Annotated in this window: 22 protein-coding genes, 3 tRNA genes and 1 pseudogene; 12 read left to right on the forward strand and 14 right to left on the reverse strand. The window is 75.5% G+C overall.

The features are described from left to right. Positions 1-21: 21 nt before the first annotated feature. Both ACZ6CZ_RS00445 and ACZ6CZ_RS00450 read right to left on the reverse strand, forming a co-directional pair. Entirely contained in the window at positions 22-525 is a 504-nt protein-coding gene (locus ACZ6CZ_RS00445) for a heme-degrading domain-containing protein (RefSeq protein ID WP_469012385.1), read from the reverse strand. Continuing rightward, positions 522-1,619, reverse strand: coding sequence for a Gfo/Idh/MocA family protein (locus ACZ6CZ_RS00450; protein WP_469012388.1), 1,098 nt, complete (start codon positions 1,617-1,619; stop codon positions 522-524). The genes ACZ6CZ_RS00445 and ACZ6CZ_RS00450 overlap by 4 nt, the downstream gene beginning before the upstream one ends. A gap of 122 nt (positions 1,620-1,741) precedes the next feature. Between ACZ6CZ_RS00450 and ACZ6CZ_RS00455 the strand changes: the two genes are divergently transcribed. The 5 genes from ACZ6CZ_RS00455 to ACZ6CZ_RS00475 all read left to right on the forward strand — a co-directional run bounded on the left by ACZ6CZ_RS00455 (position 1,742) and on the right by ACZ6CZ_RS00475 (position 6,360). Further along, complete coding sequence (locus ACZ6CZ_RS00455) at positions 1,742-2,950, forward strand: ROK family transcriptional regulator (protein ID WP_469014336.1); 1,209 nt, start codon at positions 1,742-1,744, stop codon at positions 2,948-2,950. Positions 2,951-3,087: 137 nt separating this feature from the next. After that, entirely contained in the window at positions 3,088-4,068 is a 981-nt protein-coding gene (locus ACZ6CZ_RS00460) for a hypothetical protein (RefSeq protein WP_469012390.1), read from the forward strand. Between the two features lie 131 nt (positions 4,069-4,199). Beyond that, the gene (locus ACZ6CZ_RS00465; RefSeq protein WP_469012392.1) at positions 4,200-4,979 is read left to right on the forward strand and encodes an HAD-IIA family hydrolase; all 780 of its coding nucleotides are present in this window, start codon (positions 4,200-4,202) and stop codon (positions 4,977-4,979) included. A gap of 117 nt (positions 4,980-5,096) precedes the next feature. Further along, positions 5,097-5,675 (forward strand): hypothetical protein, encoded by a 579-nt coding sequence (locus tag ACZ6CZ_RS00470; protein ID WP_469012393.1) that lies wholly within the window; start codon positions 5,097-5,099, stop codon positions 5,673-5,675. 13 nt (positions 5,676-5,688) lie between these two features. Then, complete coding sequence (locus tag ACZ6CZ_RS00475; RefSeq protein ID WP_469012396.1) at positions 5,689-6,360, forward strand: class F sortase; 672 nt, start codon at positions 5,689-5,691, stop codon at positions 6,358-6,360. Between the two features lie 86 nt (positions 6,361-6,446). On the opposite strand, the gene ACZ6CZ_RS00480 is transcribed toward ACZ6CZ_RS00475, so the two are convergent. Continuing rightward, positions 6,447-6,520, reverse strand: a tRNA-Lys gene (locus ACZ6CZ_RS00480). A gap of 300 nt (positions 6,521-6,820) precedes the next feature. Here ACZ6CZ_RS00480 and ACZ6CZ_RS00485 point away from each other — a divergent pair. The 4 genes and pseudogenes from ACZ6CZ_RS00485 to ACZ6CZ_RS00500 all read left to right on the forward strand — a co-directional run. Next, positions 6,821-7,405 (forward strand): annotated as a pseudogene (locus ACZ6CZ_RS00485) (peptidoglycan-binding protein); the annotation flags it as partial. A 233-nt stretch (positions 7,406-7,638) separates the two neighbouring features. Next, the gene (locus tag ACZ6CZ_RS00490) at positions 7,639-8,772 is read left to right on the forward strand and encodes an SPFH domain-containing protein (RefSeq protein WP_469012400.1); all 1,134 of its coding nucleotides are present in this window, start codon (positions 7,639-7,641) and stop codon (positions 8,770-8,772) included. 120 nt (positions 8,773-8,892) lie between these two features. Then, positions 8,893-9,498, forward strand: a complete 606-nt coding sequence (locus tag ACZ6CZ_RS00495; RefSeq protein ID WP_469012404.1) for a lytic polysaccharide monooxygenase auxiliary activity family 9 protein — start codon at positions 8,893-8,895, stop codon at positions 9,496-9,498. A 175-nt stretch (positions 9,499-9,673) separates the two neighbouring features. After that, the gene (locus ACZ6CZ_RS00500; protein WP_469014338.1) at positions 9,674-10,114 is read left to right on the forward strand and encodes a hypothetical protein; all 441 of its coding nucleotides are present in this window, start codon (positions 9,674-9,676) and stop codon (positions 10,112-10,114) included. A 96-nt stretch (positions 10,115-10,210) separates the two neighbouring features. On the opposite strand, the gene ACZ6CZ_RS00505 is transcribed toward ACZ6CZ_RS00500, so the two are convergent. The 3 genes from ACZ6CZ_RS00505 to ACZ6CZ_RS00515 form a co-directional block, all read right to left on the reverse strand. Continuing rightward, positions 10,211-10,284, reverse strand: a tRNA-Lys gene (locus ACZ6CZ_RS00505). Positions 10,285-10,404: 120 nt separating this feature from the next. Then, positions 10,405-11,163: an IclR family transcriptional regulator gene (locus ACZ6CZ_RS00510; RefSeq protein WP_469012406.1), complete on the reverse strand. Its 759-nt coding sequence runs from the start codon at positions 11,161-11,163 to the stop codon at positions 10,405-10,407. Positions 11,164-11,347: 184 nt separating this feature from the next. Then, a complete protein-coding gene (locus ACZ6CZ_RS00515) occupies positions 11,348-12,295 on the reverse strand; it encodes a D-2-hydroxyacid dehydrogenase (RefSeq protein WP_469012408.1) in 948 nt (315 codons plus the stop codon). 269 nt (positions 12,296-12,564) lie between these two features. Here ACZ6CZ_RS00515 and ACZ6CZ_RS00520 point away from each other — a divergent pair, with 269 nt between their 5' ends. Together ACZ6CZ_RS00520 and ACZ6CZ_RS00525 are read left to right on the forward strand one after the other, a co-directional pair. Next, positions 12,565-13,296 carry a maleate cis-trans isomerase family protein gene (locus tag ACZ6CZ_RS00520; protein WP_469012411.1) on the forward strand — a complete coding sequence of 244 codons (732 nt, stop codon included), beginning with the start codon at positions 12,565-12,567 and terminating at the stop codon, positions 13,294-13,296. 79 nt (positions 13,297-13,375) lie between these two features. Further along, entirely contained in the window at positions 13,376-14,476 is a 1,101-nt protein-coding gene (locus ACZ6CZ_RS00525; RefSeq protein WP_469012416.1) for an LLM class flavin-dependent oxidoreductase, read from the forward strand. Here ACZ6CZ_RS00525 and ACZ6CZ_RS00530 read toward each other — a convergent pair. Then, complete coding sequence (locus ACZ6CZ_RS00530) at positions 14,455-16,263, reverse strand: putative bifunctional diguanylate cyclase/phosphodiesterase (RefSeq protein WP_469012418.1); 1,809 nt, start codon at positions 16,261-16,263, stop codon at positions 14,455-14,457. The genes ACZ6CZ_RS00525 and ACZ6CZ_RS00530 overlap by 22 nt on opposite strands. A gap of 371 nt (positions 16,264-16,634) precedes the next feature. Between ACZ6CZ_RS00530 and ACZ6CZ_RS00535 the strand changes: the two genes are divergently transcribed. Next, positions 16,635-17,846 (forward strand): M6 family metalloprotease domain-containing protein, encoded by a 1,212-nt coding sequence (locus ACZ6CZ_RS00535; RefSeq protein ID WP_469014340.1) that lies wholly within the window; start codon positions 16,635-16,637, stop codon positions 17,844-17,846. A gap of 165 nt (positions 17,847-18,011) precedes the next feature. Here the strand turns inward: ACZ6CZ_RS00535 and ACZ6CZ_RS00540 are convergent. The 7 genes from ACZ6CZ_RS00540 to ACZ6CZ_RS00570 form a co-directional block, all read right to left on the reverse strand. Then, positions 18,012-18,085 (reverse strand) — tRNA-Lys (locus tag ACZ6CZ_RS00540). Next, positions 18,076-18,672: a hypothetical protein gene (locus ACZ6CZ_RS00545; RefSeq protein WP_469012421.1), complete on the reverse strand. Its 597-nt coding sequence runs from the start codon at positions 18,670-18,672 to the stop codon at positions 18,076-18,078. The genes ACZ6CZ_RS00540 and ACZ6CZ_RS00545 overlap by 10 nt, the downstream gene beginning before the upstream one ends. A gap of 101 nt (positions 18,673-18,773) precedes the next feature. Next, a complete protein-coding gene (locus tag ACZ6CZ_RS00550; RefSeq protein WP_469012423.1) occupies positions 18,774-19,145 on the reverse strand; it encodes a hypothetical protein in 372 nt (123 codons plus the stop codon). A gap of 316 nt (positions 19,146-19,461) precedes the next feature. Further along, positions 19,462-20,799, reverse strand: coding sequence for an AAA family ATPase (locus ACZ6CZ_RS00555; RefSeq protein ID WP_469012425.1), 1,338 nt, complete (start codon positions 20,797-20,799; stop codon positions 19,462-19,464). Further along, the gene (locus tag ACZ6CZ_RS00560) at positions 20,796-22,466 is read right to left on the reverse strand and encodes a hypothetical protein (RefSeq protein WP_469012428.1); all 1,671 of its coding nucleotides are present in this window, start codon (positions 22,464-22,466) and stop codon (positions 20,796-20,798) included. The genes ACZ6CZ_RS00555 and ACZ6CZ_RS00560 overlap by 4 nt, the downstream gene beginning before the upstream one ends. Continuing rightward, the gene (locus tag ACZ6CZ_RS00565) at positions 22,457-23,641 is read right to left on the reverse strand and encodes a hypothetical protein (RefSeq protein ID WP_469014342.1); all 1,185 of its coding nucleotides are present in this window, start codon (positions 23,639-23,641) and stop codon (positions 22,457-22,459) included. Before ACZ6CZ_RS00565 ends, ACZ6CZ_RS00560 begins: the two co-directional genes overlap by 10 nt. Beyond that, positions 23,574-24,527, reverse strand: a complete 954-nt coding sequence (locus tag ACZ6CZ_RS00570; RefSeq protein ID WP_469012429.1) for a phosphatase PAP2 family protein — start codon at positions 24,525-24,527, stop codon at positions 23,574-23,576. Before ACZ6CZ_RS00570 ends, ACZ6CZ_RS00565 begins: the two co-directional genes overlap by 68 nt. Between the last annotated feature and the right edge of the window lie 61 nt (positions 24,528-24,588).

Genomic DNA, 24,588 nt, shown 5'->3' on the forward strand with positions numbered 1-24,588 from the left:
CACCGGTCCGGGCGCCGGCCGCTACCGGTCCAGGAAGCGTGTGATCGCCTCCACCACGAGCCGGTGGTCCTGGAGCTGCGGCAGCCCGGAGACCGTCACCGCGCCGACCACGCCCACGTCCTCGACGTTGACGGGGAAGGAACCGCCGTGCGCCGCGTAGCGGTCGGGGTCCAGCCGGGAGGACTCCTCGAACGTGCTGCCCTTGGCGCGGAAGCGGGCGCCGACCAGGTAGGAGGCGGCGCCGTAGCGCTCCACGACCCGGCGCTTGCGGGCGATCCAGGCGTCGTTGTCGGGCGTCGAGCCGGGCAGGGCCGCGTGGAAGAGCTGCTGTCCCGCGCGGTGGATGTCGATGGCCACGGGGGCCTGCCGCTCCCGGGCCAGCTGGACCAGCAGCGAGCCGAGGGCCCACGCGTCGTCGTAGGTGAACCGCGGGAAGACCAGGCGGCGTTCCTGCGCCTCCAGTTCCTCGACGCTCGGGGTGATCTCCGGGACGGACCTCGGGGTGATGTGCGGGCGGTGGGTCACAGCGTCACCGTCACTCCGTCGCGGGCGCTGCGGCGCGCGGCCTCCAGGACGTCCAGGGCGTCGGCCGCCTCCAGCGCGGTCACCGGGTTGGGACCGGCGCCGGTGAGGGCCTCGGCCACGGCCGCGTAGTACGCCGGGTAGTCACCGGGCAGGGTGGGCACGGGGGTGCCGCCGCCGGTCAGCGGGGACTCCCCGGCGCCGGTACGGCCCCACAGCGACTCCGGTTCCCGGCCCCAGTCGGCGCTCGTGCCGGGGCGCCTGCCCTCGCGCAGCGCCGCCTCCTGCGGGTCGAGGCCGTACTTGACGTACCCCGCCTCCGAGCCGAGCACCCGGAACCGCGGGCCGAGCTGGGCGGCCGTGGCGGAGACGTAGAGGTGGGAGCGGACGCCGCCGGCGTGGGTCAGCGCGATGAAGGTGTCGTCGTCGGCCTGGGCGCCGGAGCGGCGGACGACCGACTCGGCGTACACCTGGGTGACCGGGCCGAAGAGGACCAGGGCCTGGTCGACGACATGGCTGCCGAGGTCGTAGAGCAGGCCGCCGATCTCCGCCGGGTCGCCGGACTCGCGCCAGCCGCCCTTGGGCCGCGGGCGCCAGCGCTCGAAGCGGGACTCGAAGCGCCAGGCGTCGCCGAGTTCGCCCTTCTCCAGCAGCGCGCGCAGGGTCAGGAAGTCGTTGTCCCAGCGGCGGTTCTGGAAGACCGACAGCAGCAGGCCGCGCTCCTCGGCGAGGGCGGCCAGCCCCCGGGCCTCGGCTGCGGTGCCGGCCACCGGCTTGTCGACGACGACCGGCAGGCCCGCCCGGAGGGCCGCGGTGGCCAGCGGGACGTGCGTCTTGTTCGGGGAGGCGATGACGACCAGGTCCAGCTCGTCCGCGCGGGCGAACAGCTCCTCGGCGCCGGCGGCGAGGCGGACGTCCGGGAACTCGCCGCGGGCCTGCCGCTGCCGCTCGGGGTTGGAGGTGACCACGGTGTCCAGGGTCAGGCCCCCGGTGGCGGCGATCAGCGGGGCGTGGAAGACGGAGCCCGCGAGGCCGTAACCGATCAGGCCCACGCGGAGGGGGGCGCCACTCGCGCCGGTACCAGTCGTGGAAGTCATGCCTCCCACTTTCGCAACGCTGTTGCCAAAGTGCAAGCGGAGAGGAGAATGGGGTGGTGAGCACTGCGGAGGACAAGGCGGAGGGCAAACCGGACGGCACGGCGGAGGGCGGTGTGGCCCGGGTGCGCGGGCCCGGTGGTGTGAACGTGCTGGGGCTGCGCAGCCACAACGCCGCCCTGCTGCTCGACCTGCTGCGGACCGCCGGCGCCGCGGGCATCAGCCGCCTGGAGCTGGCCGAGCGCACCGGGCTGACCCCGCAGGCCGTCAGCAAGATCACCGCCCGGCTGCGCGAACAGGGCCTCGCGGCGGAGGCGGGGCGCCGCGCGTCCACCGGCGGCAAACCGCGCACGGTACTGCGGCTGGTGCCGTCCGCGGGACACGCGGTGGGCGTCCACCTGGACCGGGACGAGCTGCGGGCGGTCCTCGTGGACCTCGACGGGGCCGTGGCCGGGGAGCGGCGCGCGGAACTGGACCTCGGGGCCGGGGCGGAGTCGGTGATCGGGGCGGTGGCCCGGCAGGTCGAGGACCTGGTCCGGGGCATGCCGGGGGTGCCCGGTGAGCCGTCCCCCGCGGTGCCGTCGTCCGCCCGGCCGTCGTGCGCCGCGCCCGGGGACGGGTCCGCCCCCGCCGCCGGTTCCCTCGTCGCCGCCGGTTCCGTCCTCGGTGTCGGGGTCGCCCTCCCCGGCCCCCTCGACCACGCGCACGGTGTGCTGCACCGGGTCACGGGCTTCCCCGAGTGGGACGGCTTCCCGCTGCGGGACGCGCTCGCCGGGCGGCTGGGGGTGCCGGTCGTGGTCGACAAGGACACCAACGCGGCCGCGCTCGGACTCTCGGTCGGCGGCGAGCGCGGCTCCTTCGCCTACCTGCACCTCGGTACGGGGCTCGGGGCCGGACTGGTGATCGGCGGCGCCGTGCACCGGGGGGCGCGGACGGGAGCGGGGGAGTTCGGCCACCAGGTCATCCAGCTCGACGGACCGCCCTGCGAGTGCGGCGACCGGGGCTGCCTGGAGGCGCTGTGCCTGGCCGCCGTCGCCCGGGGCGACCTCGCCGAGGCGGCACGGGTGCTGGGCGCGGGGGCGGCGAACCTGGCCGGGCTGCTGGACATCGACCTCGTCCTGCTCGGCGGCCGTACGGTGGCGGCGGCGCCGGAGCCGTTCGTGCGGGGTGTCGCCGCGGTCCTCGACGCCCGTGCCCGCCGCGAGGGCGCCCTCGGCGGCGCCGTCCCGGTCCGCGGGGCCCCCGGAGGCGACCGGGCCGTGGCGGAGGGCGCCGCCCAACTGCTGCTCGCACCGCTGTTCGGCCGGGGAGACGGCGCCCCTCCCGTGCGCTGACCCGTCACCGGCCGTGGCGCCGGTCACGTACGGGTGTGCGTGGGCCGATCAGGCGCCGGTCCGTGAGCTGATCGGGCGGACCTCGCGGGTCCGGCGGAGCGGCGTCGCCGCCCGCCCGGCGCACCCGGCATGATCATGTGTTCATGCGACTGTGCACGTCCCTGTCCCTCTGCCTTGCCGCGGCCGCCACCGTCGTCGCCGGACCCGTGGCGGCCGGGACCGCCCGTGCGGACTCGGCGGTGCCCTCCTGCGCGGGCGCCGGTGACCGGAGCTTCCCGCTCGCCACCCGCATCCACGGCGGTCCCCCGTCGTACGAGGCGGGCGGCGGTTTCGGCACCTGGTACCTCGACCTCACCAACACCACGAGCCGCGGCTGCGCCGCCGTCCACCCGGTCGTCGTCCTCGTCGACAGCAAGCGTGCCCTGAAGCCCGCCCAGCCCCAGCTGGAGTTCTACGACGGCTCGCGGACCCGGGCGGTCCGGTTCGAGGCCACCGACGAGGCGGAACTGGTCGGTGTCCTCGACGGGGAGGGCTTCCCGGGTTTCACCGTGGCGCCCGGCAGGACGGTCACCGTGAAGCTGCGGCTGGCGCTGACCTCCGACGTCGCCCCCGACCAGGTCACCGCCAACGCGGCCGTCGTCCAGAAGCGCGGCCAGGACGGCGACTGGGTCGGCCAGTCGAACGACTACCGCTTCGGCATCGACAGCGAGCCGGGCACGGACGCCGGCACCGACCCCGGCACGGACCCGGACACCAGCCCCGACGCCGACCTCAGCACCGGCCCCGACGCCGACCCCAGCACCGGCCCCGACACCGACCCCAGCGCCGACCCGGACGCTTCCCCCGGCACCACCCCCGGCGCCGACCCCGAGGCGCCCCCCGCCACCGACGCCACGTCCGCCGCCACCCCCGGTGCCACGCCCGCCGCCCCCGCCCCCACCTCCGCCGACTCCCCGCCCCTCGCCGCGGGCGCCGAGGAAGCCGCAGGGAGCGCGCGGGAACTCGCCCGCACCGGACCCGGGCCCGCGCACGGACTCCTCGCGGCCGTCGCCGCCCTGCTCCTCGCGGGCTCGGGCGCGTACGTGCTGGCCCGCGGCCGCCGCGGGCTCCGCGCATGACGGGCGGGGCGGCGAGAGGCGAACCCTGACCGGGGTCACCGGCGGGGCCGTCTGACTAGGCTGAGGGCGTCGGTACGCCGTGGTTCCGGCGCCCCCGCTCATGACCGCACGCACGCCAGGAGACGCAGCACATGGCAGACCGCAAGCCCATCGAGTCGTGGCTCACCGACATGGACGGCGTCCTGATCCACGAGGGCGTCCCGATCCCGGGCGCCGACTCCTTCCTCAAGAAGCTGCGGGAGTCCGGCCGGCCCTTCCTGGTGCTGACCAACAACTCCATCTACACCGCCCGCGACCTGCACGCCCGGCTGCGCCGGATGGGCCTGGACGTGCCGGTGGAGAACATCTGGACCTCGGCCCTGGCCACCGCCCAGTTCCTGGCCGACCAGCGGCCCGGCGGCAGCGCCTACGTCATCGGCGAGGCCGGGCTGACCACGGCACTGCACGACATCGGGTACGTGCTGACCGACCACGAGCCGGACTTCGTGATCCTCGGCGAGACCCGCACCTACTCCTTCGAGGCGCTGACCAAGGCCGTGCGGCTGATCAACGCCGGCGCCCGGTTCATCGCCACCAACCCCGACAACGTCGGCCCGTCCGTCGAGGGCGACCTGCCCGCCACCGGCTCGGTCGCCGCTCTCATCACGGCCGCGACGGGCAAGAAGCCGTACTTCGTCGGCAAGCCCAACCCGCTGATGATGCGCGCCGGGCTGAACGCGATCGGCGCCCACTCCGAGACCTCCGCGATGATCGGCGACCGGATGGACACCGACGTCCTCGCGGGCCTGGAGGCCGGGATGCGCACCTTCCTGGTGCTGACCGGCGTCACCCGCACCGCGGACGTCGACCGCTACCCGTTCCGGCCGTCGCAGGTCGTCGACTCCATCGCGGACCTCGTCGACCTGGTCTGACCGGGCGGCCGCCTCCCCCGTCCGAAACCCGGCGCCACCCGGACGGAGCAATCCGGGGCCCGACGAGGATGCGACAGCACCCCTGGCGGGGGAGTCTCCAGACAACTGGAGGTCACGATGGGCTCACTACGTCTCACACTCGGTACGGCGCTCCTCGCGTGCGCCGCCCTCACCCCGGCGGCGTACGCGGCGGACGGCGGCGATGTCTCCATGTCCCCGTCCGCCCCGGCCCCCGGCGCCGAGGTGGCGCTGCGGGTGCCGGGCTGCGGCGGCCCGACCGGCACCGCCGCCTCCCCGGCCTTCGTCGCCGACGCCCGCCTGACCGGCACCGACACGGACACCGGCACAGGCACAGGCACTGACTCCGGCACCGGCACCACGCTGACCGGTGAGACCACGGTCCGCTCCGCGCTCCGGCCGGGCGTCTACGCCGTCCGGGTCAGCTGCGCCGGCGCCGTGCGTGCCGCCCGGATCACCGTCGCACCCCCGGCCGCCGGGCGGCCCGCCGCGCCCGCCCCCGCCTCGCCCGTCGCCCCGGTGCAGGCGGGCGGCGGCGGCGCCGCGCCCCTCGCCTCGGTGGACTCCCGCGCCGCCGGTCCGGACACCGCGCAGGCGGTGACCGGCCTGGTCCTCGCCGGGATCGCCACGGTCGCCGTCGGGCTGCGCGGCACCCGCCGGAGCCACGGCACCGACTGAGGGCGGGACCGCCATGTCCGACGACCGCGAACGCTCCTCCGGGACCGCCCGCCTGCTGACCGGGGTGGTCTGGGCGGCCCTGCTGCTCGGGCTGTGGCTGTGGGGCCGCGACGTGACCGGCGTACCGCCGGACGCGTCCGGCACCGCCACCGGTGACGTGGCCGCCGTCGGCCGCCCGGTGGAGCCGGTCCGCCTGCCTCCGCCCGCCCGGCCCCTGCCCGCCGCGCCGCCCCGGCGCGTCGACATCCCCGCACTGGGTGTCCAGGCACCCGTGGTGGCCCGCGGCCTGGACGCCCGGGGGGCCGTCGACCCGCCGCCCTTCGACCAGCCGGGCGTGGTCGGCTGGTACGGCTCCGGCGCCGCGCCCGGTGCGGCCGGGACCGCGCTGATGGTGGGCCACGCCGACACCCGCACCCGGCCCGCCGTCTTCTACCGGATCAGCGCGCTGCGCCCCGGCGAACCGGTCCGGGTGGTCCGCGCCGACGGCCGGGTCGCCGAGTTCACCGTCGACGACGTCCGGGTCCTGCCCCGCGACCGCTTCGACGCCCGGCAGGCCTACGGGCCCCGCGCGCCCGGCCGCGCCGAGCTGCGGCTGATCACCTGCGGGGGCACCTACGACCGGGCCGGCCGCAGCTACACGGCGAACGTGGTGGTGTCGGCGTACCTCACGAGAACCGCGGCATGACCTGAGACGACGGCTGTCCGGCCGGCCCGCCGGCTACCCGGGCAACGAAGAAGCCCCCCGCTGTCGCGAGGGGCTTCTTCCGTCTGTGCGCCGCCAGGGACTCGAACCCCGGACCCGCTGATTAAGAGTCAGCTGCTCTAACCAACTGAGCTAGCGGCGCCTGCTGACACGAGAACTCTACCTGACCTGGAAGGGTGCCTTCGACCACCCGCGCCGGGGGCGGGGCCGCCCGGGGGTGCCGTACCGCCCGGCGTACATCATTCGGACCGTCAGCATGCGCGCGGGCGCGACAGTTGTGAGACTGATCAACGTGCACGATCGCGGACATTCTCCTCCCGAGTGTGAGGGACATCGCATCATCGCTCCGGTGTTCGAGGATCTCGATCCCGTGAGCGACTGCGAGTGCCCCGGGTGCGTCCACTGGCGGCGGGTGAGTCCTCGCCTGCTGCCCGGCCGCCTCGGCGGTCATCCGGCCGCCGCCCCCGTCCCGGCCCGGGACCGGCCCGCCGCGGTGCCGTTCCCGGGGGCCGCGTACTTCGGCCCCGGCGCGTGCAACGCCTACGTCACCCTCCTCGGGCGGCTGCTCACCGCCCGGGGAGCGGCCGCGCACTACCCCGGCGGGCCCGGGCCGCGCTGGACGGAGGCGGACCGGCGGGCGACCCGGGCGTTCCAGCTGACCCAGGGCTGGAGCGGGGCGGACGCCGACGGGCTGCCCGGTCCGCGCACCTGGGAGCTGCTCACCGCCGGCCGGGGCGAGGACGTCGGTCCCGGCCCGGCCGGCGCCGCCGGACCCGCCTCGCACGGCGTGCCCGGCTACCCCGGCCGGAACCTGTTCCGCCCCGGCGCCCGCAACGCCTACGTCACCCGGTTGGGGAGGCAGTTGGTGAGCAGGGGGTTCGGCCATCACTACCCGGCCCCGCCCGGCCCGGTCTGGGGCGAGGCGGACCGCCGCGCCGTCCGGGCCTTCCAGCGCGCCCAGGGCTGGCGGGGCAGGGCGGCGGACGGCCGCCCGGGACCGGAGACCTGGCGACGGCTGTTCTCGTGACGCCGCCCCCGCCCCCGCCCCCGCACCCGGACCGGCGCCCGCCGTCCCGGCCACCGGCGATATCCCCGTCACGCCGGTCCCGCTGATCCAGCTGACTTAGCTGATCCCGCTGATCCCGCTGATCCCGCTGGTCCTGCCGGTCACTGCCGGTACCGCCGGTCACGGCCGTCACCCACCCTCATCCCCGTCACCCACCTGTCATGACGCGTCTGGCGCGGAGGCTGGAGGCACGCATGAGTCCGACCACGTCCCGTACACCCGAGCCCGAACCCGAGGCCCCCGCGGGAGGCGCGACCACGCGTCCGGCCCGCCTGATCCAGAACGAGGCCACCACCGAGATCCCCGTCCACCTGCTCTTCCGCGACGACCCCGCCCCGTCGGCGGCGCCGCCGAGACCGGCCGTGGTGGGCCGCCGGCAGGGCACCGGCGAACAGCCGCGCTTCCGGCGTTCCGTCCCCGCGCGGCCGGGCTCCGCAGCCCGGGTCGACCCCGGCCTCGAGGAGCGCCCGGCCCGGGTGCTGCCCGGGGTGGCCGGGGTGCTCGCCGGGGTGGGCGGCCTGGCCGGATGCCTGGCCACCTCGTGGTGGGCCGGTGCGCTGCCGCCCGTCGCGCTGCACGCGCTGCGCCTGCCGGCGTGCGGGGCCGGAGGGCTGGGCCCGGCCCAGTGGGCGGCCTACGCCGGGGCCGGCACGCTGGGCCTGTGCGGCTTCGGCGGGCTGGCCCGGGGCACCACCGGGCGGGCCTGGGTGCTCGGCCTGTTCGGCCGCTACCGGGGCACGGTGCGCCGCACCGGCCTGCTGTGGATGAACCCGCTGGTGCTGCGCCGCCGGGTGGACGTGCGGCTGCGGCACTGGCGCAGCGAGCCGCTGGCGGCCGCGGACGGCAACGGTGTCGCGGTGCGGGTGGCGGTGCGGGTGGTGTGGCGGGTGCGGGACACCGCGCGTGCGGTGCTCGGGGTCGAGGACCACGAGACGTATCTGCGCCAGTGCGTGGAGGTGGCGCTGGCCCGGGTGCCAATGGAACCGCCCGGCACCGTGGCGCGGGGTCTGCTGGAGCCGGCCGGGGAGGCGCTGACCCGGTTGGTGGCGGCGGAGGCGGCGCCGGTCGGGCTGGAGGTGTTCGCGGTGCAGCCGCTGCCCGCGGAGTACGTCCCGGAGGTGGCCGCCGCGATGTACCGGCACCGGATCGCCGCGCTGGACGAACAGCGCCGGGCCAGCATGCTGACGTCGGTCGTGGACTCGGTGGAGGACACGGTGACCCGGCTGACCATGCGCGGGCTGGTGGCGCTGGACGACGCCGAACGCAAGGTGCTGGTACGGGACCTGACGGTCGCCTTCTGCTCGGGCCGCGTGGCGGCGGCGCCCTGAGGGGGCCCCGGATTCCTCCTCGCTATTGGTATGGACATGTTCAACTCACACCAATAATCTGAACTTGGTCTAGACCTGCACGGCTCATGAACCTCCCCCACGTTCTCCAGGAGCGGCAGCATGCGTACCAAGACCAAGGTGTCCGCGGCCGTGCTGGGCGTGGCGACCGCCGGAGCCTTCGCGCTCTCCACCGGCGGCGCCAGCGGGCACGGCTACACCGACCTCCCCATCAGCAGGCAGAAGCTCTGCCAGAACGGCACCGTGGCGAACTGCGGCCAGATCCAGTGGGAGCCGCAGAGCGTCGAGGGCCCCAAGGGCTTCCCGGCCGGCGGACCCGCCGACGGCCAGATCTGCAACGCGGGGCACAGCGACTTCGCCCAGCTCAGCTCGCCCACGACGCCGTCCGGCGCGGCCTGGCCCACCACCCGGGTGACGGGCGGGCAGAGCTACACCTTCCGGTGGCAGTTCACCGCGATGCACGCCACGACCGACTTCCGGTACTACGTCACCAAGCCGGGCTGGAACCAGAACCACGCCCTGTCCCGCTCGGACCTCAACACGACACCGTTCCTGACGGTGCCGTACAACGGCCAGCGGCCGCCCTCCACGCTCAGCCACAGCGGCACCCTGCCGACCGGCCTGAGCGGCCACCACGTCATCGTGGCGGTCTGGACGATCGCCGACACGGCCAACGCGTTCTACGCCTGCTCCGACGTCACCTTCTGAGCGGTCCCGGTGAGGTCCGGGCGGCTCCGCGCACCGAGGCGGGGCCGCCCGGACCGGTTCCGGGTCCGGCCCGGACCGACTCTGAGCCTTACTTGAGCCCATCCGCCCCGCGGTCCGGGTAGCTTCCTCCCACGCCACTGGAGAACGCGGCGTACCGATCACGGGGGTGAGCACGATGGATGCGATGTTCTACGCGGTCCCGGGCCTGATCATGGTCATGGCCCTCGTCCTGGCCTACCGCGTCGTGCGGCGGGCACTGCAGTTCCGCAGCGCCTGGAGCAGCGGTCTGACCGCCGAGGGGCGCTGCCTGCGCATGTACACGACGACCCACGGCGGTGCCAACGACACCTCCGTGCGCACCGCGCTGCACCACGTCTACGAGTTCACGGCGCGCGACGGCCGTGTCGTGCGGTTCGAGGAGGAGGGCGGTCCGGGGACGGTCGTCGAGGGGGACTTCGTGACCGTGCACTACGCGGACGGCCCCGAGGTGGTGGCCACGGCCCGCAGGCCCGGCCTCGGCAAGGAAACGGTCCGCACGCTGGCCGCGCTGGCCTTCCTCGGCGTGATCCTGGTCTTCTGCGTCGGGTTCATGGAGTCCTTCCACGCGGCCGCCTGAGCCCCGCCGGTCGCCGGCCGACCGTCGGCGGCCGTTCCGGGCCGGCCGGGGGAACGCCGAAGGGCCCCTCGTGCGAGACGAGAGGCCCTTCACCGGTGCGCCGCCAGGGACTCGAACCCCGGACCCGCTGATTAAGAGTCAGCTGCTCTAACCAACTGAGCTAGCGGCGCATGACTCCCGCCGTCCGCTGCGCGCGGCCGGCGACGAAGAAAATACTACCCGGTCCCCGGGAGTGCTCGTGACCACCCGCCGGCGCCCCCGTGAGCGGCCCCCGACCGCCGGGCCGGGCCTCAGATCGCCAGCGACAGCAGCACCGGGGCCGCCCCGCGGTTCAGCCGGTCGGCGGCCTGCCGCAGCCGGTGCGCGTGCTCGACCGGGAGGGACAGCGCCAGGCAGCCCACCGCCGAACCGGCCGTGATCGGCACGGCCGCGCACACCGTGCCGACCGCGTACTCCTGGAGGTCCAGCACGGGCACGGTCGGCGGCTGCGACTCCAGCCGGGACAGCAGCAGCTTGTCGCTGGTGATGGTCCGGGAGGTGAGGCGGGCCATCTTGTGCCGGGAGAGGTGGTCGCGGCGGCCGTTGTGGTCCAGCTGGGTCAGCAGGCTCTTGCCCACGGCGGTGGCGTGGGCGGAGGAGCGGAAGTCGACCCACTCGTTGACCGCGGGGGCGCCGGGCCCGGCGGCGTACTGGGTGACGCGGACCTCGCCGTCCACGTACCGGCTGATGTAGACGGCCGCGCCGACGGAGTCGCGCAGCCGGTCCAGGGTCTGCTGGAGCTTGTCGCGCAGGGCCTGCTCGCGGTCGTGGGCGGAGCCGAGCCGGCGCAGGGTGTCCCCGGTGACGTACGCGCCGTCGGCGGCCTGCTCGACGTATCCCTCGCGGCGCAGCATGCGCAGCAGGGCGGCGAGCCGCTCGGGCCGCAGGCCGCTGAGGCGGGCCAGCTCCGTGTCGGTGACGCCGGTGGAGTGATGTGCCACGGCCTCCAGGACGCGCAGCGCGTCCTGGGCGGAGTGGTACGGGGCGGTCGGCTCGTGCTTCAGCGCCACGGTGTTCCCCCTGCGCTCGCTGTGTGGGCCGCGATCCGGTCGGAGCCTCTCCACGATAACGGGCAAGGGCCCCGAAGGGAGGGGGTGTTGGCGAGATCGTGCCTCTCCGAACTGCGGCACCAGGCATTTGGCATATGCCACTGTCATGATCCGAGCAGAAGACCGGCGCGGCGCGCCCCGGGGGTCAGTGCCCGGGCACGTAGCCGCGCCGCTTGTCGACCACGTTGACCAGCGGCCGGCCCGCCGCCCACCGCTCGAACATGGCCACGAACTGCGCGCTCAGCTCGTCCTGCCGGCCGACCGTGTCGCCGCTCATGTGCGGGGAGACCAGGAGCCCCGGCAGCCCCCACAACGGGCTGTCCCCGGGCAGCGGTTCGGTGGCGAACACGTCCAGCGCCGCCCCGGCGATCCAGCGCCTGGCGAGCGCCTCGGCGAGGGCGTCCTCGACGACCAGCCCGCCCCGCCCGACGTTCAGGAAGTACGCCGAGGGCTGCATCATCCCGAAGCGGCGGGCGTCGAACATGCCGGACGTCTCGTCCGTCAGCGGGGCCGCCGCGATCACCCAGTCCGACCGGGACACCAGCCGGTCCACGTCGTCGGGGCCGTGGATGCCGGTGCGCGGCACCCGGCCCACCAGCGCGGTCGTCACGCCCAGCGCCTTCAGGGTCGCCGCGATCGCCCGCCCCACCGGTCCCGAGCCGACCACGCACGCGCGCGTGCCCGCCACCGGCCGGGTCTCCCGGTGCCGCCAGGTCCGCTCCCGCTGGAGGTCCAGCGTCCGCGGCAGGTCCTTGGCGAAGGCCAGGACCAGCGCGGCGACGTACTCCGCGATCGGCTGTTCGAAGATGCCGCGCGCGTTGGTCACCACCGTGTCGGAGGCGGCGAGTTCCGGACACATCAGGTGGTCCACCCCCGCGCTCGCCGTGTGCACCCACCGCGGCCGCGGCCCCGCGCCCGGCCAGGCCGCGCGCACCGCGTGCGAGGTGAAGTCCCACACCAGCAGCACGTCGGCCGCGGGCAGCCGCCCGGCGAGACCGGCCGCGTCCGTGCGCAGCACGCGGACCCGGCCGGTGAGACGGCCGAGCCGGGGCGGCGGATCGGCGTCGAGGACGAGGACGGTCGGGACGGGCATGGCGGGCCGATCTTGGCGGTTGCGGCGGCTGCCGCGCCCCGCGCCCCGCGGCGCGGGGCGGCGGACCGCGCGGCGGGCGGGCCGACCACGCTCGCACCCCCGCCTGCCTGCGTCAACCGCACCGCGCGGCGCTCCGCGCGGCCGGCCGGGCGCGGAGGTGCGCGGCGCCGCGCCGACGGGGTACCCGGACGGTGGGGCCGCGACAGGCGCCGCTGGACGAGGCCGCGCGCGCGGCCCGTACGGTCCGCGAGAACGCAGGAAGGCTGGACATGACCGCACTCGGATTCCTCTACCCGGGCCACGCCGCCGAGGACGACTATCCGCGCATCGAGCAGCTCCTGGGCAGTGACATCCGGCTGGACGTCGCCCACACGGACGCGGGCGAGGACGCGCACGCGCTGGACGCGCTGCGCGAGCTGGGCTCGCCCGAGCGGCTGGCGCGGGGCATGGAGGGCCTGCGGCTGTCGGGCGCCGAGGCGGTGGTGTGGGCGTCCGCCCCGGGCAGCTTCGTGTACGGCTGGGAGGGCGCCCACGAGCAGGTGCGGGGCCTCGCCCGGCAGGCCGGTCTGCCGGCCTCCTCGACCTCCTTCGGTTTCGTGCACGCGCTGCGCGAGCTGGGCGTACGGCGGGTGGCGGTCGGCGCGGCCGGCCCCGAGGACGTGACGGAGCTGTTCACCGCGTTCCTGCGGGCCGCGGGCGTGGAGGTCGGCGGCGCCCGCTCGTCCGGGGCCGGTACGGCCGCGGAGGCCGGTGCGTGGGGCGAGGAGGAGGTGCTGACGCTGGCGCGGGCGGCGGACGTGCCCGGTGCGGAGGCGGTGCTGCTGCCGGACACCGCGCTGCGCACGGCCGCCCACCTGCCGCTGCTGGAGAAGGCGCTGTCGAAGCCGGTGCTCACCGCCAGCCAGGTCTCCGTGTGGGAGGCGCTGCGGCTGGCCGACCGCCGGGTCAACGCGCCGGAGCTGGGCTCGCTGTTCACCCGGCAGCCGGTGGTGCAGGTGTGACGGCCGCGGAATAAACGGGAGCCGTCCCCCGTTGGCCGCCGGAGGACATCGCAGGGCCGACAAGCAGGAGGTACCACCCGTGGCGGCAGACGTGGCGGCAGACGAGATCCGAGGCGCGGCCCGGGGCAGCGCCCCCGTCCCCCTCTCCGTGCTCGACCTGGTGACCGTCGGCGCCGGCCGCACCGCGACCGACGCGCTGCGCACCAGCGTGGAGCTGGCCCGGCTCGCGGAGGCCCGCGGCTTCCACCGGTACTGGGTCGCCGAGCACCACTCCATGCCCGGCGTCGCCTCCTCCTCGCCCGCGGTGATCCTCGCCCACCTCGCCGCCCACACCGGCCGCATCCGGCTCGGCTCGGGCGGGGTGATGCTGCCCAACCACGCGCCCCTGGTCATCGCCGAGCAGTTCGGCACGCTGGAGGCGATGGCGCCCGGCCGGATCGACCTGGGCCTGGGCCGGGCGCCCGGCACGGACGGCGCCACCGCGGCGGCCCTGCGCCGCACGGACACCCTCAACGAGGGCGCCGACGACTTCCCGCAGCAGCTCGCCGAGCTGATCCGGTTCCTGGACGACGACTTCCCCGACGGGCACCCCTACCGGCGCATCCACGCCATCCCCGGCCCGGTCCAGGGCAGCAGCCCGGGCGGCGTCCAGTCCCCGCACCGGCCGCCGGTCTGGCTGCTGGGCTCCTCCGGCTTCAGCGCCCGGCTGGCCGGGGTGCTCGGACTGCCGTTCGCCTTCGCCCACCACTTCTCGGCGCACAACACGCTGCCCGCCCTCGACCTCTACCGGGAGACCTTCCGGCCCTCGGCCGTGCTCGACCGGCCGTACGCCCTCATCGGCGTCTCGGCGCTGGCCACGGACGACGAGGCCGAGGCACGCCGGCAGGTGCGGGCCACCGCGCTGAACATGATCCGGCTGCGCACCGGCCGCCCGGGCCTCTTCCCCGACCCCGAGGAGGCGGCGGCGTACGAGTTCAGCCCCATGGAGGAGGACTTCGTCGCCTCCTGGGCCGGCAACATCGTGCACGGCACGGCGGACGCGGTCCGCGCCGGGCTGGACGACCTGCACAAGCGCACCGGCGCCGACGAGCTGATGCTCACCTCGCACGCCCACCGCGGCGAGCTGCGGCTGCGCTCGTACGAACTGATCGCCGACGCCTACGGGTTGCCCACCGCGTAGACCCGCGCCCCCAGCAGCTCGGAGATGCGCTCCGGCGGCACCGGCCGCGAGTACAGCCAGCCCTGGCCGGTGTCGCAGCCGATCCGCCGCAGCCGGGCGGCCTGCGCCGAGGTCTCCACGCACTCGGCGGTGACGGTCAGCCCGAGCCGGTGGGCGAGCTGGATCATCGCCTCGACGATGACCTCGTCGGCCGGGTTGGGCGCCTGGCCCGCGCCCTGGGCGGACTCCTCGTACTGGAAGCCCCGGACGAAGGAGCCGTCCAGTTTCAGGACCGACACCGGCAGCCGGCTCAGGTAGGCCAGGTTCGAGTAGCCGGTGCCGAAGTCGTCGATGGCGATGCGCACGCCCATGTCGCTGAGCGCCTGGAGGGCCTGCAGCGGGCGGCCCGCCGAGCCCATCACGGCCGACTCGGTCAGCTCCAGCTGGAGCAGGTGCGGGGCGAGCCCGGTCTCCGCGAGGGTCTCGGCCACGTCGGCCACCAGGTCGGAGTCCCACACCTGGCGGACGGCCACGTTCACGCTGACGAAGATCGGCGGTTCGCCGGGGCGGTCCAGCTGCCAGCGCCGGGCCTGCCGGCAGGCGGTGGCCAGCGCCCAGCGGCCGAGCTGCACGATCGAGCCGTCCTCCTCGGCCAGTCCGATGAACCGATTCGGCGTCAGCGTGCCGAACTGCGGATGGTGCCAGCGCACCAGCGCCTCCACCCCGCTCAGCCGGCCGTCCTCCATCCCGACCAGCGGCTGGTACTCCAGCACGAACTCGCCGCGCTCGATGGCCGGCCGGAGCGTGGAGGACAGCGCCTGACGGGTCATCCGGTGCGCGTTGCGCTCCGGGTCGAACAGCGTCCAGCGGGCCTTGCCGTCGGCCTTCGCCCAGTACAGCGTCGTGTCGGCGGCCTGCATCAGGCCGGTGGCCGTCGTGCCGGCCGCGTGCCGCTCGACCACGCCGATCGAGGCCGACAGCGACAGCCGCTGCCCGGCCAGGTCGAAGGGATCCTGGAGGGCCTTGAGCGCGGACTCGGCGAGGTCGGCGAGCTGGTCGGTGCCGGTGGAGTCCTCCACGAGCAGCGCGAACTCGTCACCGCCCAGCCGGGCCACCAGGGGTGCGGCCGCGCGGGCGTACCCGGCCTCCTCGGCGACCCGGGTCAGCCGTTCGGCGACGGCGGCCAGCAACCGGTCGCCGACGCGGTGGCCGAGGGTGTCGTTGACCGCCTTGAAGCCGTCCAGGTCCAGGTAGCACAGGCCGACCCGCCCGGTGCCGCCCTGTTCGTACGACTCCGCCTCCAGCGCGGCCGTCAGCCGTTCGAAGAACAGCGTCCGGTTGGGCAGCCGGGTCACCGGGTCGTGCATCTGCAAGTGCCGCAGCTGCGCCTGGAGTTCGCGACGGGCGCTGATGTCCGCCACCGACAGCAGCACACCGGGCCGGCCCGCGGCCAGTGGCGCGACCGTGACCTGCACCCACACCGGGTTGCGGTCGGCCAGCTTCAGCCGGCGGGTGCAGCGCAGCCGCGCCTGCCGGCCGCGCAGCACCTCGCGGTAGCTGTGCCAGGTACGGGCGTCGGAGGCCAGGTCCACCAGGTCGGCGGCGGGCCGCCCCGTCAGCGCGTCCGGCGCGGTGCCCAGCAGCGCGGCGAAGGCGTCGTTGGCGCCGGCCACCAGGCCCTCGCGGTCGACGACGGCCATGGCGAGCGGAGAGGCCGCGAAGACATGATGGTATGTCTGGTCACTGTCTGTGACGGCTGACCGGTCGAGGTCTGCCGCGGGCGTCGGCCCTTCGGACGTTCCGCTCACCGCTCGCTCCCGCACTGCACTCGATCCCTGTCCGTGCCGGAAAGTGTGCCGATCATAGAGGCTGGCCCCGAGGCCTTCCAGCCGTCGTCCAGTGTCCCGGACCGACCGGTGGTTCTGACAGATCGTTTCTGCCCGCACCTGGACGGGTTCTTCAGCCCCGCGACCGGTTGTGACGTTCCGTGAGTGTTTCGGGGTGTCGGGCGCGGGCCGGGCCCGAGAGTGCGCCGGGGCCTCCTCACTCGCCTGGTGCAGACAAACAGGGCAATGGTCGACAAAATCCCACAATCTGAGTGCGGTGTCCCGTCAACCGCACCCGGAGGTCCTTCGTGCCGCGTCCCCAGCTGCGCAGCACCGCCGCCGTGTTCACCACGATGTCGGCGCTCGCCGCGACCACGATCCTCACCGGCCCGTCCGTCGCCGAGCCCTTCTCGCCGGCCCCCTGCGCCCTGCACCGGACCGAGGCCCACCACTCCGAGGGCGTGGACACCTGGAACGCCGCCTACACCCGCCCCGGCCGGCCGCTGGACGCCGTGATGGTGTTCCTGTCCTTCCCGGACGCCGTCCCGCACAGCACACCGGCCGAGCTGGCCGCCGACCACTTCCCCGCCACCAGCCGCTTCTTCGAGCAGGCCTCCTACGGCAGGTTCACCCTGCGCCCGCACCCGGTGCGGCGCTGGCTGCGGATGCCCCGGCCGTCGACGTCGTACGCCATAAGGCGGGACTGGAGCGCCGAGCGGCGGGCCGCCTACCTGCGCGACGCGTTCGCCGTGGCCGACGGGCAGGTCGACTTCTCCCGCTACGACGTCGTGTACTTCGTCGCCGATCCGGACGCGCCCGGGGTGGACTCCGACGCGACGAAGGTGGTCAACCTGGACACTCCGGTGCACCTCGACGGCGCGGACGTACGGCGGGTCGTCACGGTCTTCGAGAAGCATCCGCCGGACCGGCTGGTTCTCGCCCATGAGACGGGGCATGTCTTCGACCTCCCGGACCTCTACCACCGCCCCGACGACGGCAAGGGCGACTGGGACACGTACGTGGGCGACTGGGACCTGATGGGCAGCCAGTTCGGTCTTTCCCCGGATCTGTTCGGCTGGCACAAGTGGAAGCTGGGGTGGCTGGATCCGCGCCAGGTGGTGTGCGTGCGGGGCGGGCCGACCCGCCTCACCCTGGAGCCGCTCGCCGCCGGCCCCGGCATCCCGGTGCGGGGCGCCGCCGGGGCGCCGGCCTTCGGGCTGGGGCACGGCACGAAGCTGGCGGTGGTGCGCACCGGCCCCGACAGCGTGCTGGCCGTCGAGGCGCGCGGGTCTGCCGGGAACGACCGGGCGGCCTGCCGGCAGGGCGTGCTGGTGTACCGGGTGCGCAGCGGGGCGGAGTCCGGGGGCGGTCCGATCGAGGTGGTGGACGCCCACCCGCACACCGAGGCCTGCTGGGAGAACTCGGTCTACCCGCCCCTCGCCGACGCCCCGATCGCCCTCGGCGAGAGTTTCACGGTGCCCGGCGAGGGCGTGAAGGTGGAGGTGGAGGACCGCACGGCCTCCGGCGCCTGGACGGTGAAGATCACCCCGGAACCCACCGGCTGACCCCGGCACCGGAACGGCCCCGATCCTGCGCGCGCCGGTCGCCGGCAGCCCATCTCACGGAGGTGTGGGTGGCGAAGCCCCCACAACGCGCCGCGAAGCCGCGCGGAAACGACGATGGCGAGACCCGCCGCGCTTTCCGCGGACATGTCTCGCCATTCGCCATCGTGCGCCGCCAGGGACTCGAACCCCGGACCCGCTGATTAAGAGTCAGCTGCTCTAACCAACTGAGCTAGCGGCGCCTGCTGACGTCGTAGACCTTAGCATCCTGGTCGGCGGGAGGAAAAATCGAAATCCGCACGCCGGCCCGGGCCGCCCGGACGGCCGCCCACAGGACGATCTCGGGGCCGGGGAGCCACGGATGCCGGGTGTCGGGGGTGACGATCCAGCGGGAGCCGTGGGCGGGGGAGGCCTCGTCGGGGGCGCGCAGGGCGGGGACGGTGACCGCGTCGCCGGTGCCGTGGCACAGCAGCGGAGGGACCGCCTCCGTACGGCCGCCGGGGGTGCCCCACTCCTCCCAGGCCAGCAGGGAGGGCAGCCGGTGGGCGGTGCCGGGAGCGGTGAACAGGAGCATGCGGCCGCGGAACACCGCGACCGGCCCGGAGCCCGGGCCCTCGTCGCGCAGCCGGTCCAGCATCCGGCGGCCGAAGATCGCGGGGGCGTTCACCACGTCGAAGGCGGTGCCGCAGGGCAGGACCAGGGGCGCGTCCGGTCCTTCCTGCCAGAGCGCGAGGGTGCTGCGCGGATACGGTCCGGTGGAGGCGAGCCAGGCGGCTCCGTCGGCGGTGACGTCGGTGCTCATGTCACCAGGTGTACCGGCCGTGAGCATATGACTGCGCTGAGTTGCGCAAACCGGGGACAGGCCGGGGCGGCAGGGAGTATCTTGCCCGGCTGGCATATGCCACCGTGCGTGTCACGGTGGGCCGCCCGCTACACCGGCTCGGCCGGGCCGCGGCCCTCGGTGCCGGCGCCCTTCATCAGGTCGCGGCCGAACTCGACCATCTTCTTCGCGTAGTCCTCGGTCCACTCCGCCCGTGCGGCGATGTCCGCCGTCGTCAGCCGGTCGAAGCGGCGCGGGTCGGCGAGCTGGGCCGCCGCGATGGCCTGGAACTCCATCGCCCGGTCGGTCGCCGCGCGGAACGCCTCGGTCAGCTCGGTCGCCCGGGCGAGCAGTGCCCGGGGGTCGTCGATCGACTCCAGGTCGAAGAAGTGCTCGGGATCGGCGACCGCCGCCGCGGGCTCGAAGAGCAGGGGCGCGGGGCGTAGCCGCGGTTCGTGCCGACGCGGCGTGGGCTCCGCCATGTCTCGTCCTCCTCATGGGACTCATACGGTTCACTCGGCGCCGCCGCCAGGGGCGGGCCACCGTCCATTGTCGCGCGCCGATGCAAGGGGGCCTCGGCCCACCGCACACCCCGGCACCCGCGGCCTCCGGCCCGCCCGACGCGTACGCCCGGGTCGGTCACGGCCGCCAGGGCACGCGGTGTTCGGCCAGGCGGGCCAGGACCGCGTGGTTGGCCTCCCAGCCGTCCGGGCTGTGTCTGTCTGCCGCCTGCGGCGGCGTGCCGGACTCCGTCCGGCGGAGGGGGCGGGTTTCCGGGCGGCCGGTGCCGCGATGTGCTCACGGCCGCCAGGCGACGCGGTGTTCGGCCAGGCGGGCCAGGACCGCGTGGTTGGCCTCCCAGCCGTCCGGGAACTTCACCAGGGTGCCGAGCTGGACCGGTTCCGTGGAGGGGTAGTCGTCCAGGAGGTCGCCCACTCCCGCCCGGCAGACCACGATGCACGCGTGCCGGTGGCGGGACGCCAGCACGCACAGGCGGCCGGTCTCCAGGTGGAAGGCGGTGGCGTCGGGGCGGCCGGAGAGCGGGTGCAGGACGACCGTGACGTCGTACTCCCGGCCCTGGAGGCGGTTGGCGGTGTCGACGGTGACGTCCACCACGCCCAGCCCGGCCAGCGCGGCCCGGACCGCCGCCGCCTGGTCCCGGTGCGCCGTGCCGACGGCGATGCGGCCGGGGGTGAGGGGAGCCGGGTCGGGCGAACGCTCGGAGGTGGCCGCGCCACCGCGGTCCAGCAGGCGCCGCACCACCGCGGCCACCGCCCGCACCGCCTCCGGGTCCGTGCGCGGCGTGTGCCGGGCGGGCAGCTCCAGCAGGCCCCAGCCGGCGGCCGCGGCCTCGTCGATCACCCGGTCCGGGCCCGAACCGTCGGAGGGGACGGCGAAGGCCAGCCGGCGGTCGCCGTGGCCGGTGCCGCTGCGGAACGGGGTGTACGGGTAGAAGGCGTCCGAGACCAGGGGCGCGGCGGAGGCGGGCAGGCGCCAGGACACCGGGAGGCGGTGCTGGGGCAGCTCGGGGTTGTGGGCCAGCAGGGTGCTGACGGCCGAGGCGGCGGGGTCGTAGGACAGGCCCGCCCACTGCTCGCTGCCCACGATCGCGAACGGGTCCAGCTGGCCCGGGTCGCCGACGAACAGCGCCCGCTCGAACAGCCCGGCCACGGCCAGCAGGGCGTCGGAGCGCATCTGGTACGCCTCGTCGACGATCGCGTGCCGCCACGGCTCGTCCGCCTTCACGTGCGCCCACTTCGCGGCGGTGGACAGCACGACCGGCAGCCCGGCCAGGTCGGCCGCCTTCGCCGACGTCCGCACGTTCGGCAGGTCGTCCAGCGCCTTGTCGTAGGGGTCCGTGTCGCTGCTGTGCAGGCGGCCCACGCCCAGCTCGCGGTTCTTCTCGGCGAGCCGCAGCACCAGGTCGTCGACCTGGGCGTTGGTCTGCGCCACGACCATCAGCGGGCGGCCCGCCTCGGCGAGTTCGAGGGCCGCGCGCACCACGAGCGTGGACTTGCCGGCTCCGGGCGGGGAGTCGACGACCACGCCCCGGTCGGTGCCGTGCAGGGTGTCGCGCAGGATCGCGTCGGTGGCCCGGGCGGCCGCGGCGCCGGGATCGAGGTCCGCTTCCGTCACAGCACGTCCTCCTCGGTGGCGGCGTCGGGCGCCTCGGGCACGCGCTCGCCCGGCGGCCCGCCGTGCGTCCAGGGCGTCTCCTCCGGGTCGGGCAGCTTCGCCCCGCCGCGCTGCTCGTGCTCGAACAGCGTGAAGCAGAGCCGGTCGCCCTTCTCCGGCACCGACCCCGCCTCGGGCTCCTTGCCGCGGCCCATCTTGTCCAGCACCCGCAGCACGACCAGCCCGGCGTCCGGCGAGCCCGGCCCGGCGTCCTGCGGGCCCTCCCCGTCCTGCGGTGCCTCGCGCGCGGGTTCGCCGTCGCGTCCGTCGGCGGCGTGGCCGACGAACTCCGCCGACTGCGGCCTGCCGCCCAGGGAGCGGTACACCTTCGTCCGCTCGCCCAGGTGCGGCCGGTCGTCCGTGCGGACGGTCACCAGGGGGCGCGGGCTGGGCCGCTTGCCCTCGCTGTACGCCATCACGACGTCGACGACCTCCCCCGCGAACGCCTCCCCGGCCAGCCGCCGCCCCGCCATGACCAGCGGGTCGTCGAGTGCCTCCTGCGCCTCCAGCCGGGCCTGCTCCCGCTCCCGGGTGGCGAGCTTGTTCGCGGCCGTGACGGCGTCGTCGCGGCGCGGCTGCGGGGGTTCACCGGCGAGCACGCGGTCGCGGTGCCCGGTGAACGACCAGCGGTCGCGGGTCCACCGCTCCTCCACGTGCGCGCCCTCGGGCAGCGCCCGCAGCAGATCCAGGCCGCGCCACACGTCGTCCCAGACCGGCCGGATGCGGCTGTGGACGAGGTCGCGGATCTCCCGCTCGGCGGCGGTGAGCGCGGTGAGCCGGTCGTCGGCCTGGAGGCCGTCCTCGGCGGCGGCGAGGGCCGTACGCGCCCGGTCGTAGCGCTCGATGGCGGGGGCCAGCAGCTTGTTGTCGAACGCCGGGTCGGTGGCCGGACCGGCGGGCGGGCTCAGCAGCTGCCCGTCGGCGTCCCGCGCGAGTTCGGCCCGCCGGGCGGCGTCCGCGCCGGTGACGCCCGCGGGCGGGTCGATCCAGGCGAGCAGCGCGCCCAGGTGCTGGTCCTCCACGCTGGACTGGCCGGTCGCCCAGTGCCGGGACAGCACGTCCGTGAGGGCCAGCAGCAGCGAGGAGCCGGGCACCCGGGCCCGCTCCCCGAAGTGCGTCAGCCACCGGCCGAGCAGCGGCACCCGGGGCGGCGCGGGATGGGGCGCCTCCGGCTCCTGCTCGGCGGTGCGCCGGAACCGCATGGACCGCCCCAGCAGCCGCACGAGGTCCAGGCCGGCCCGGCTCGGCACAATCAACTGCGGGGCGTCCGCGCACAGTTCCACCTCGACCTTGACCCGCTTGCCGGTCTCCGGGTCGGTCTCCGTGCGCTCGGCGGCCTCCACGGCCGCGGCACAGTCGTCGACGTAGGGCAGGACCACGTCGGCGAGTTCGGCGAGGAAGGCGAAGCGCAGCTCGCGGTCGCGCGGCTGCGGCACGACCAGCAGGCGCGGCGCGTCCCGGTCGGTGCCGACCAGCGCGCCGAGCGGGGCGCCCGCCTCACCGGCGGTGGTGAGCGGCACGAACACCAGCGGCCGGTCCGACAGGTGCCGGTGGCGGACCGTCGCGGCGGGCTGCGCCCGGCCGCTGCTGACGGCCTCCAGCCGGGCCAGGGTGGCGATCAGTGACACGCCGCCGCCTCCCGGTCCGCCGCCGACGCCCGGGGGCCGGGCAGACCGGCCGTGGCCAGCGCCTCCGCCCGCAGGGCCGCCGCCCGGCGCAGCGCGGCCACCGCCGGGTCGTCCGGGTCGCCGTGCTCGCCGCGGGCCGCCGCGAGCACCTCCCCGACCGTGGCCAGAGCGCCGAGTTCGGCGCGTACCGGGCGGCCGAGGGCGGTCACCGCGCCGGCCGCGCGCGAGCGTTCCCGGCAGTGGAAGGCCAGTTCGCAGGCGGACAGGCACTCGGGCGCGTACGCCGCCGGGACGGTCTCGACCGCGCTCGTCAGCTCCTCGGGGGGCAGGCCGGGCGCGAAGCAGACGCCCTCGGGAAGGCTCTCGGCGATGTCCTCGACGCGGGTGAGCCGGGCCAGCTGGCGGGCGGTGACCGCGCGCTGCCTGCGTACGTCGACGGCGGAGGCCGTGGGCAGGTTGGAGAAGTCCTTCGGGCACACCAGCAGGACCCGGTGGCGCACGCGTGGGGCGCTCTCGAGGCGGGCCGCGACCTCCTCCAGGGCCAGCACGTACACCGCGGCCTGCCGGGCGGCCGCGCCCACCTTCGCGGGGTCGGCCGAACCGTCGAGCATCGGGAAGGACTTGATCTCCACCACCGACCAGCTGCCGTCCGGGTGCACCACCACCGCGTCCGGTTCCAGGAACGCCGGCGAGCCCGCCACCTCCAGCGCCAGCATCGGGTGGTCCAGCAGCGTCCAGCCGCCCGCGCCCACCGCCTCCCGCAGCGCCAGCGCCGTACGCGCCGTGCGTCCCTCGGGGCCGATCGCCGACAGGTCGGGCACGGCGGCCGCGGCGGGCGGCTCGGCGCCCGGGTCGAGGCGGGCGTGCACCAGCCGCAGCAGCTCCGCGCCGCCGTCGGCCTTCACCTTCGCCTCGAAGGCGTTGCCCCGGGTCAGGGCGAACTGCGACTGCCCGAACGCGGACGGCGCGCCCAGCGCGCTCGCCAGCGCCGCCTTGTCCACCCCGGCGCCGTCCAGGATCGCCCGGCGGCGGCAGCCCGGGTTCGCGGCGAGCGCCGCCAGGGCGCGCGCGTCCAGCGCCTTGGCGGGCACGTCGGGGCCGCGCAGCTCAGCCAGCCGCTGTCGGAGCCCCTTCGCCGGCGTCGACGGAAGAGGTGTCCGGTCCGGCCGGGGCACCTCGCTGCGACTCGCGCTGCCGTGGAATTCGCTCACCCGCGGAAGTCTGGCATCCGCCACTGACAATCGCGGAACCCGTGCCGGCGGCGCGTGCCCCGGCGACCCGGCCGCGCGGGCGCACCAGAGCCACCGCCGCGTCCGCGGCGCGCATCACGTACGGGGCGAGCAGCAGGCCGGCGCCCATCACGGCCGCGCCCGCGACCGCGTCCAGGAGGTAGTGGTTGGCGGTGCCCATGACCACGACCGCGGTCAGCAGCGGGTAGGCGACGCCGAGCGCCCTGGCCGCGCGGGTGCCGCCGTGGCGCCACAGCATCACCCCGCACCACAGTGCCCAGCCGACGTGCAGGCTCGGCATCGCCGCGTACTGGTTGGTCATGCCGCCCATGCCCCGGGGGGCGCTGGCCTCGCCGCCCCACCAGCCGTAGGAGCTGTACTGGGCCATGGTGTCGACGAAGCCGTGGCCCGGTGCCAGCAGGCGGGGCGGGCAGGTGGGCAGCAGGATGAAGCCGATCAGGCCGATGAACGTGGACGTCATCAGCCAGGTGCGGGCCGCCCGGTAGTGCGCGGCGCGGGACCTGAACAGCCAGACCAGCACGGCGGGCGTGACCAGGTAGTGCAGCGACGCGTACCAGAAGTCGGCCGGTACGCCGAGCCACGCGTGGTGGGTGAACAGCCGGTTGAGCGGGTGCTCGGCGTTGAGCCGCAGCGTCTTCTCGACGCGCAGGATCACCAGGCCGTGGTCGACGGCCGCGGAGACGTTTCCTCGGGCCAGCAGCCGGCCGGCCGAGTAGCAGGCGTACACCAGCAGGATGAGCGGCAGCTCGGTCCACCAGCGCAGCCGGGTCCGCGGGGCCACCTCGGTGCCCGGTGTCTCGGTCTGCGGCAATCCGATCGCCCTCCCCCTTCTCCCGTGCGGCACCCGGCGGGCCGACCGTGACACTTTACGG

This window comes from Streptomyces sp. NPDC041135 (genome assembly GCF_055592085.1).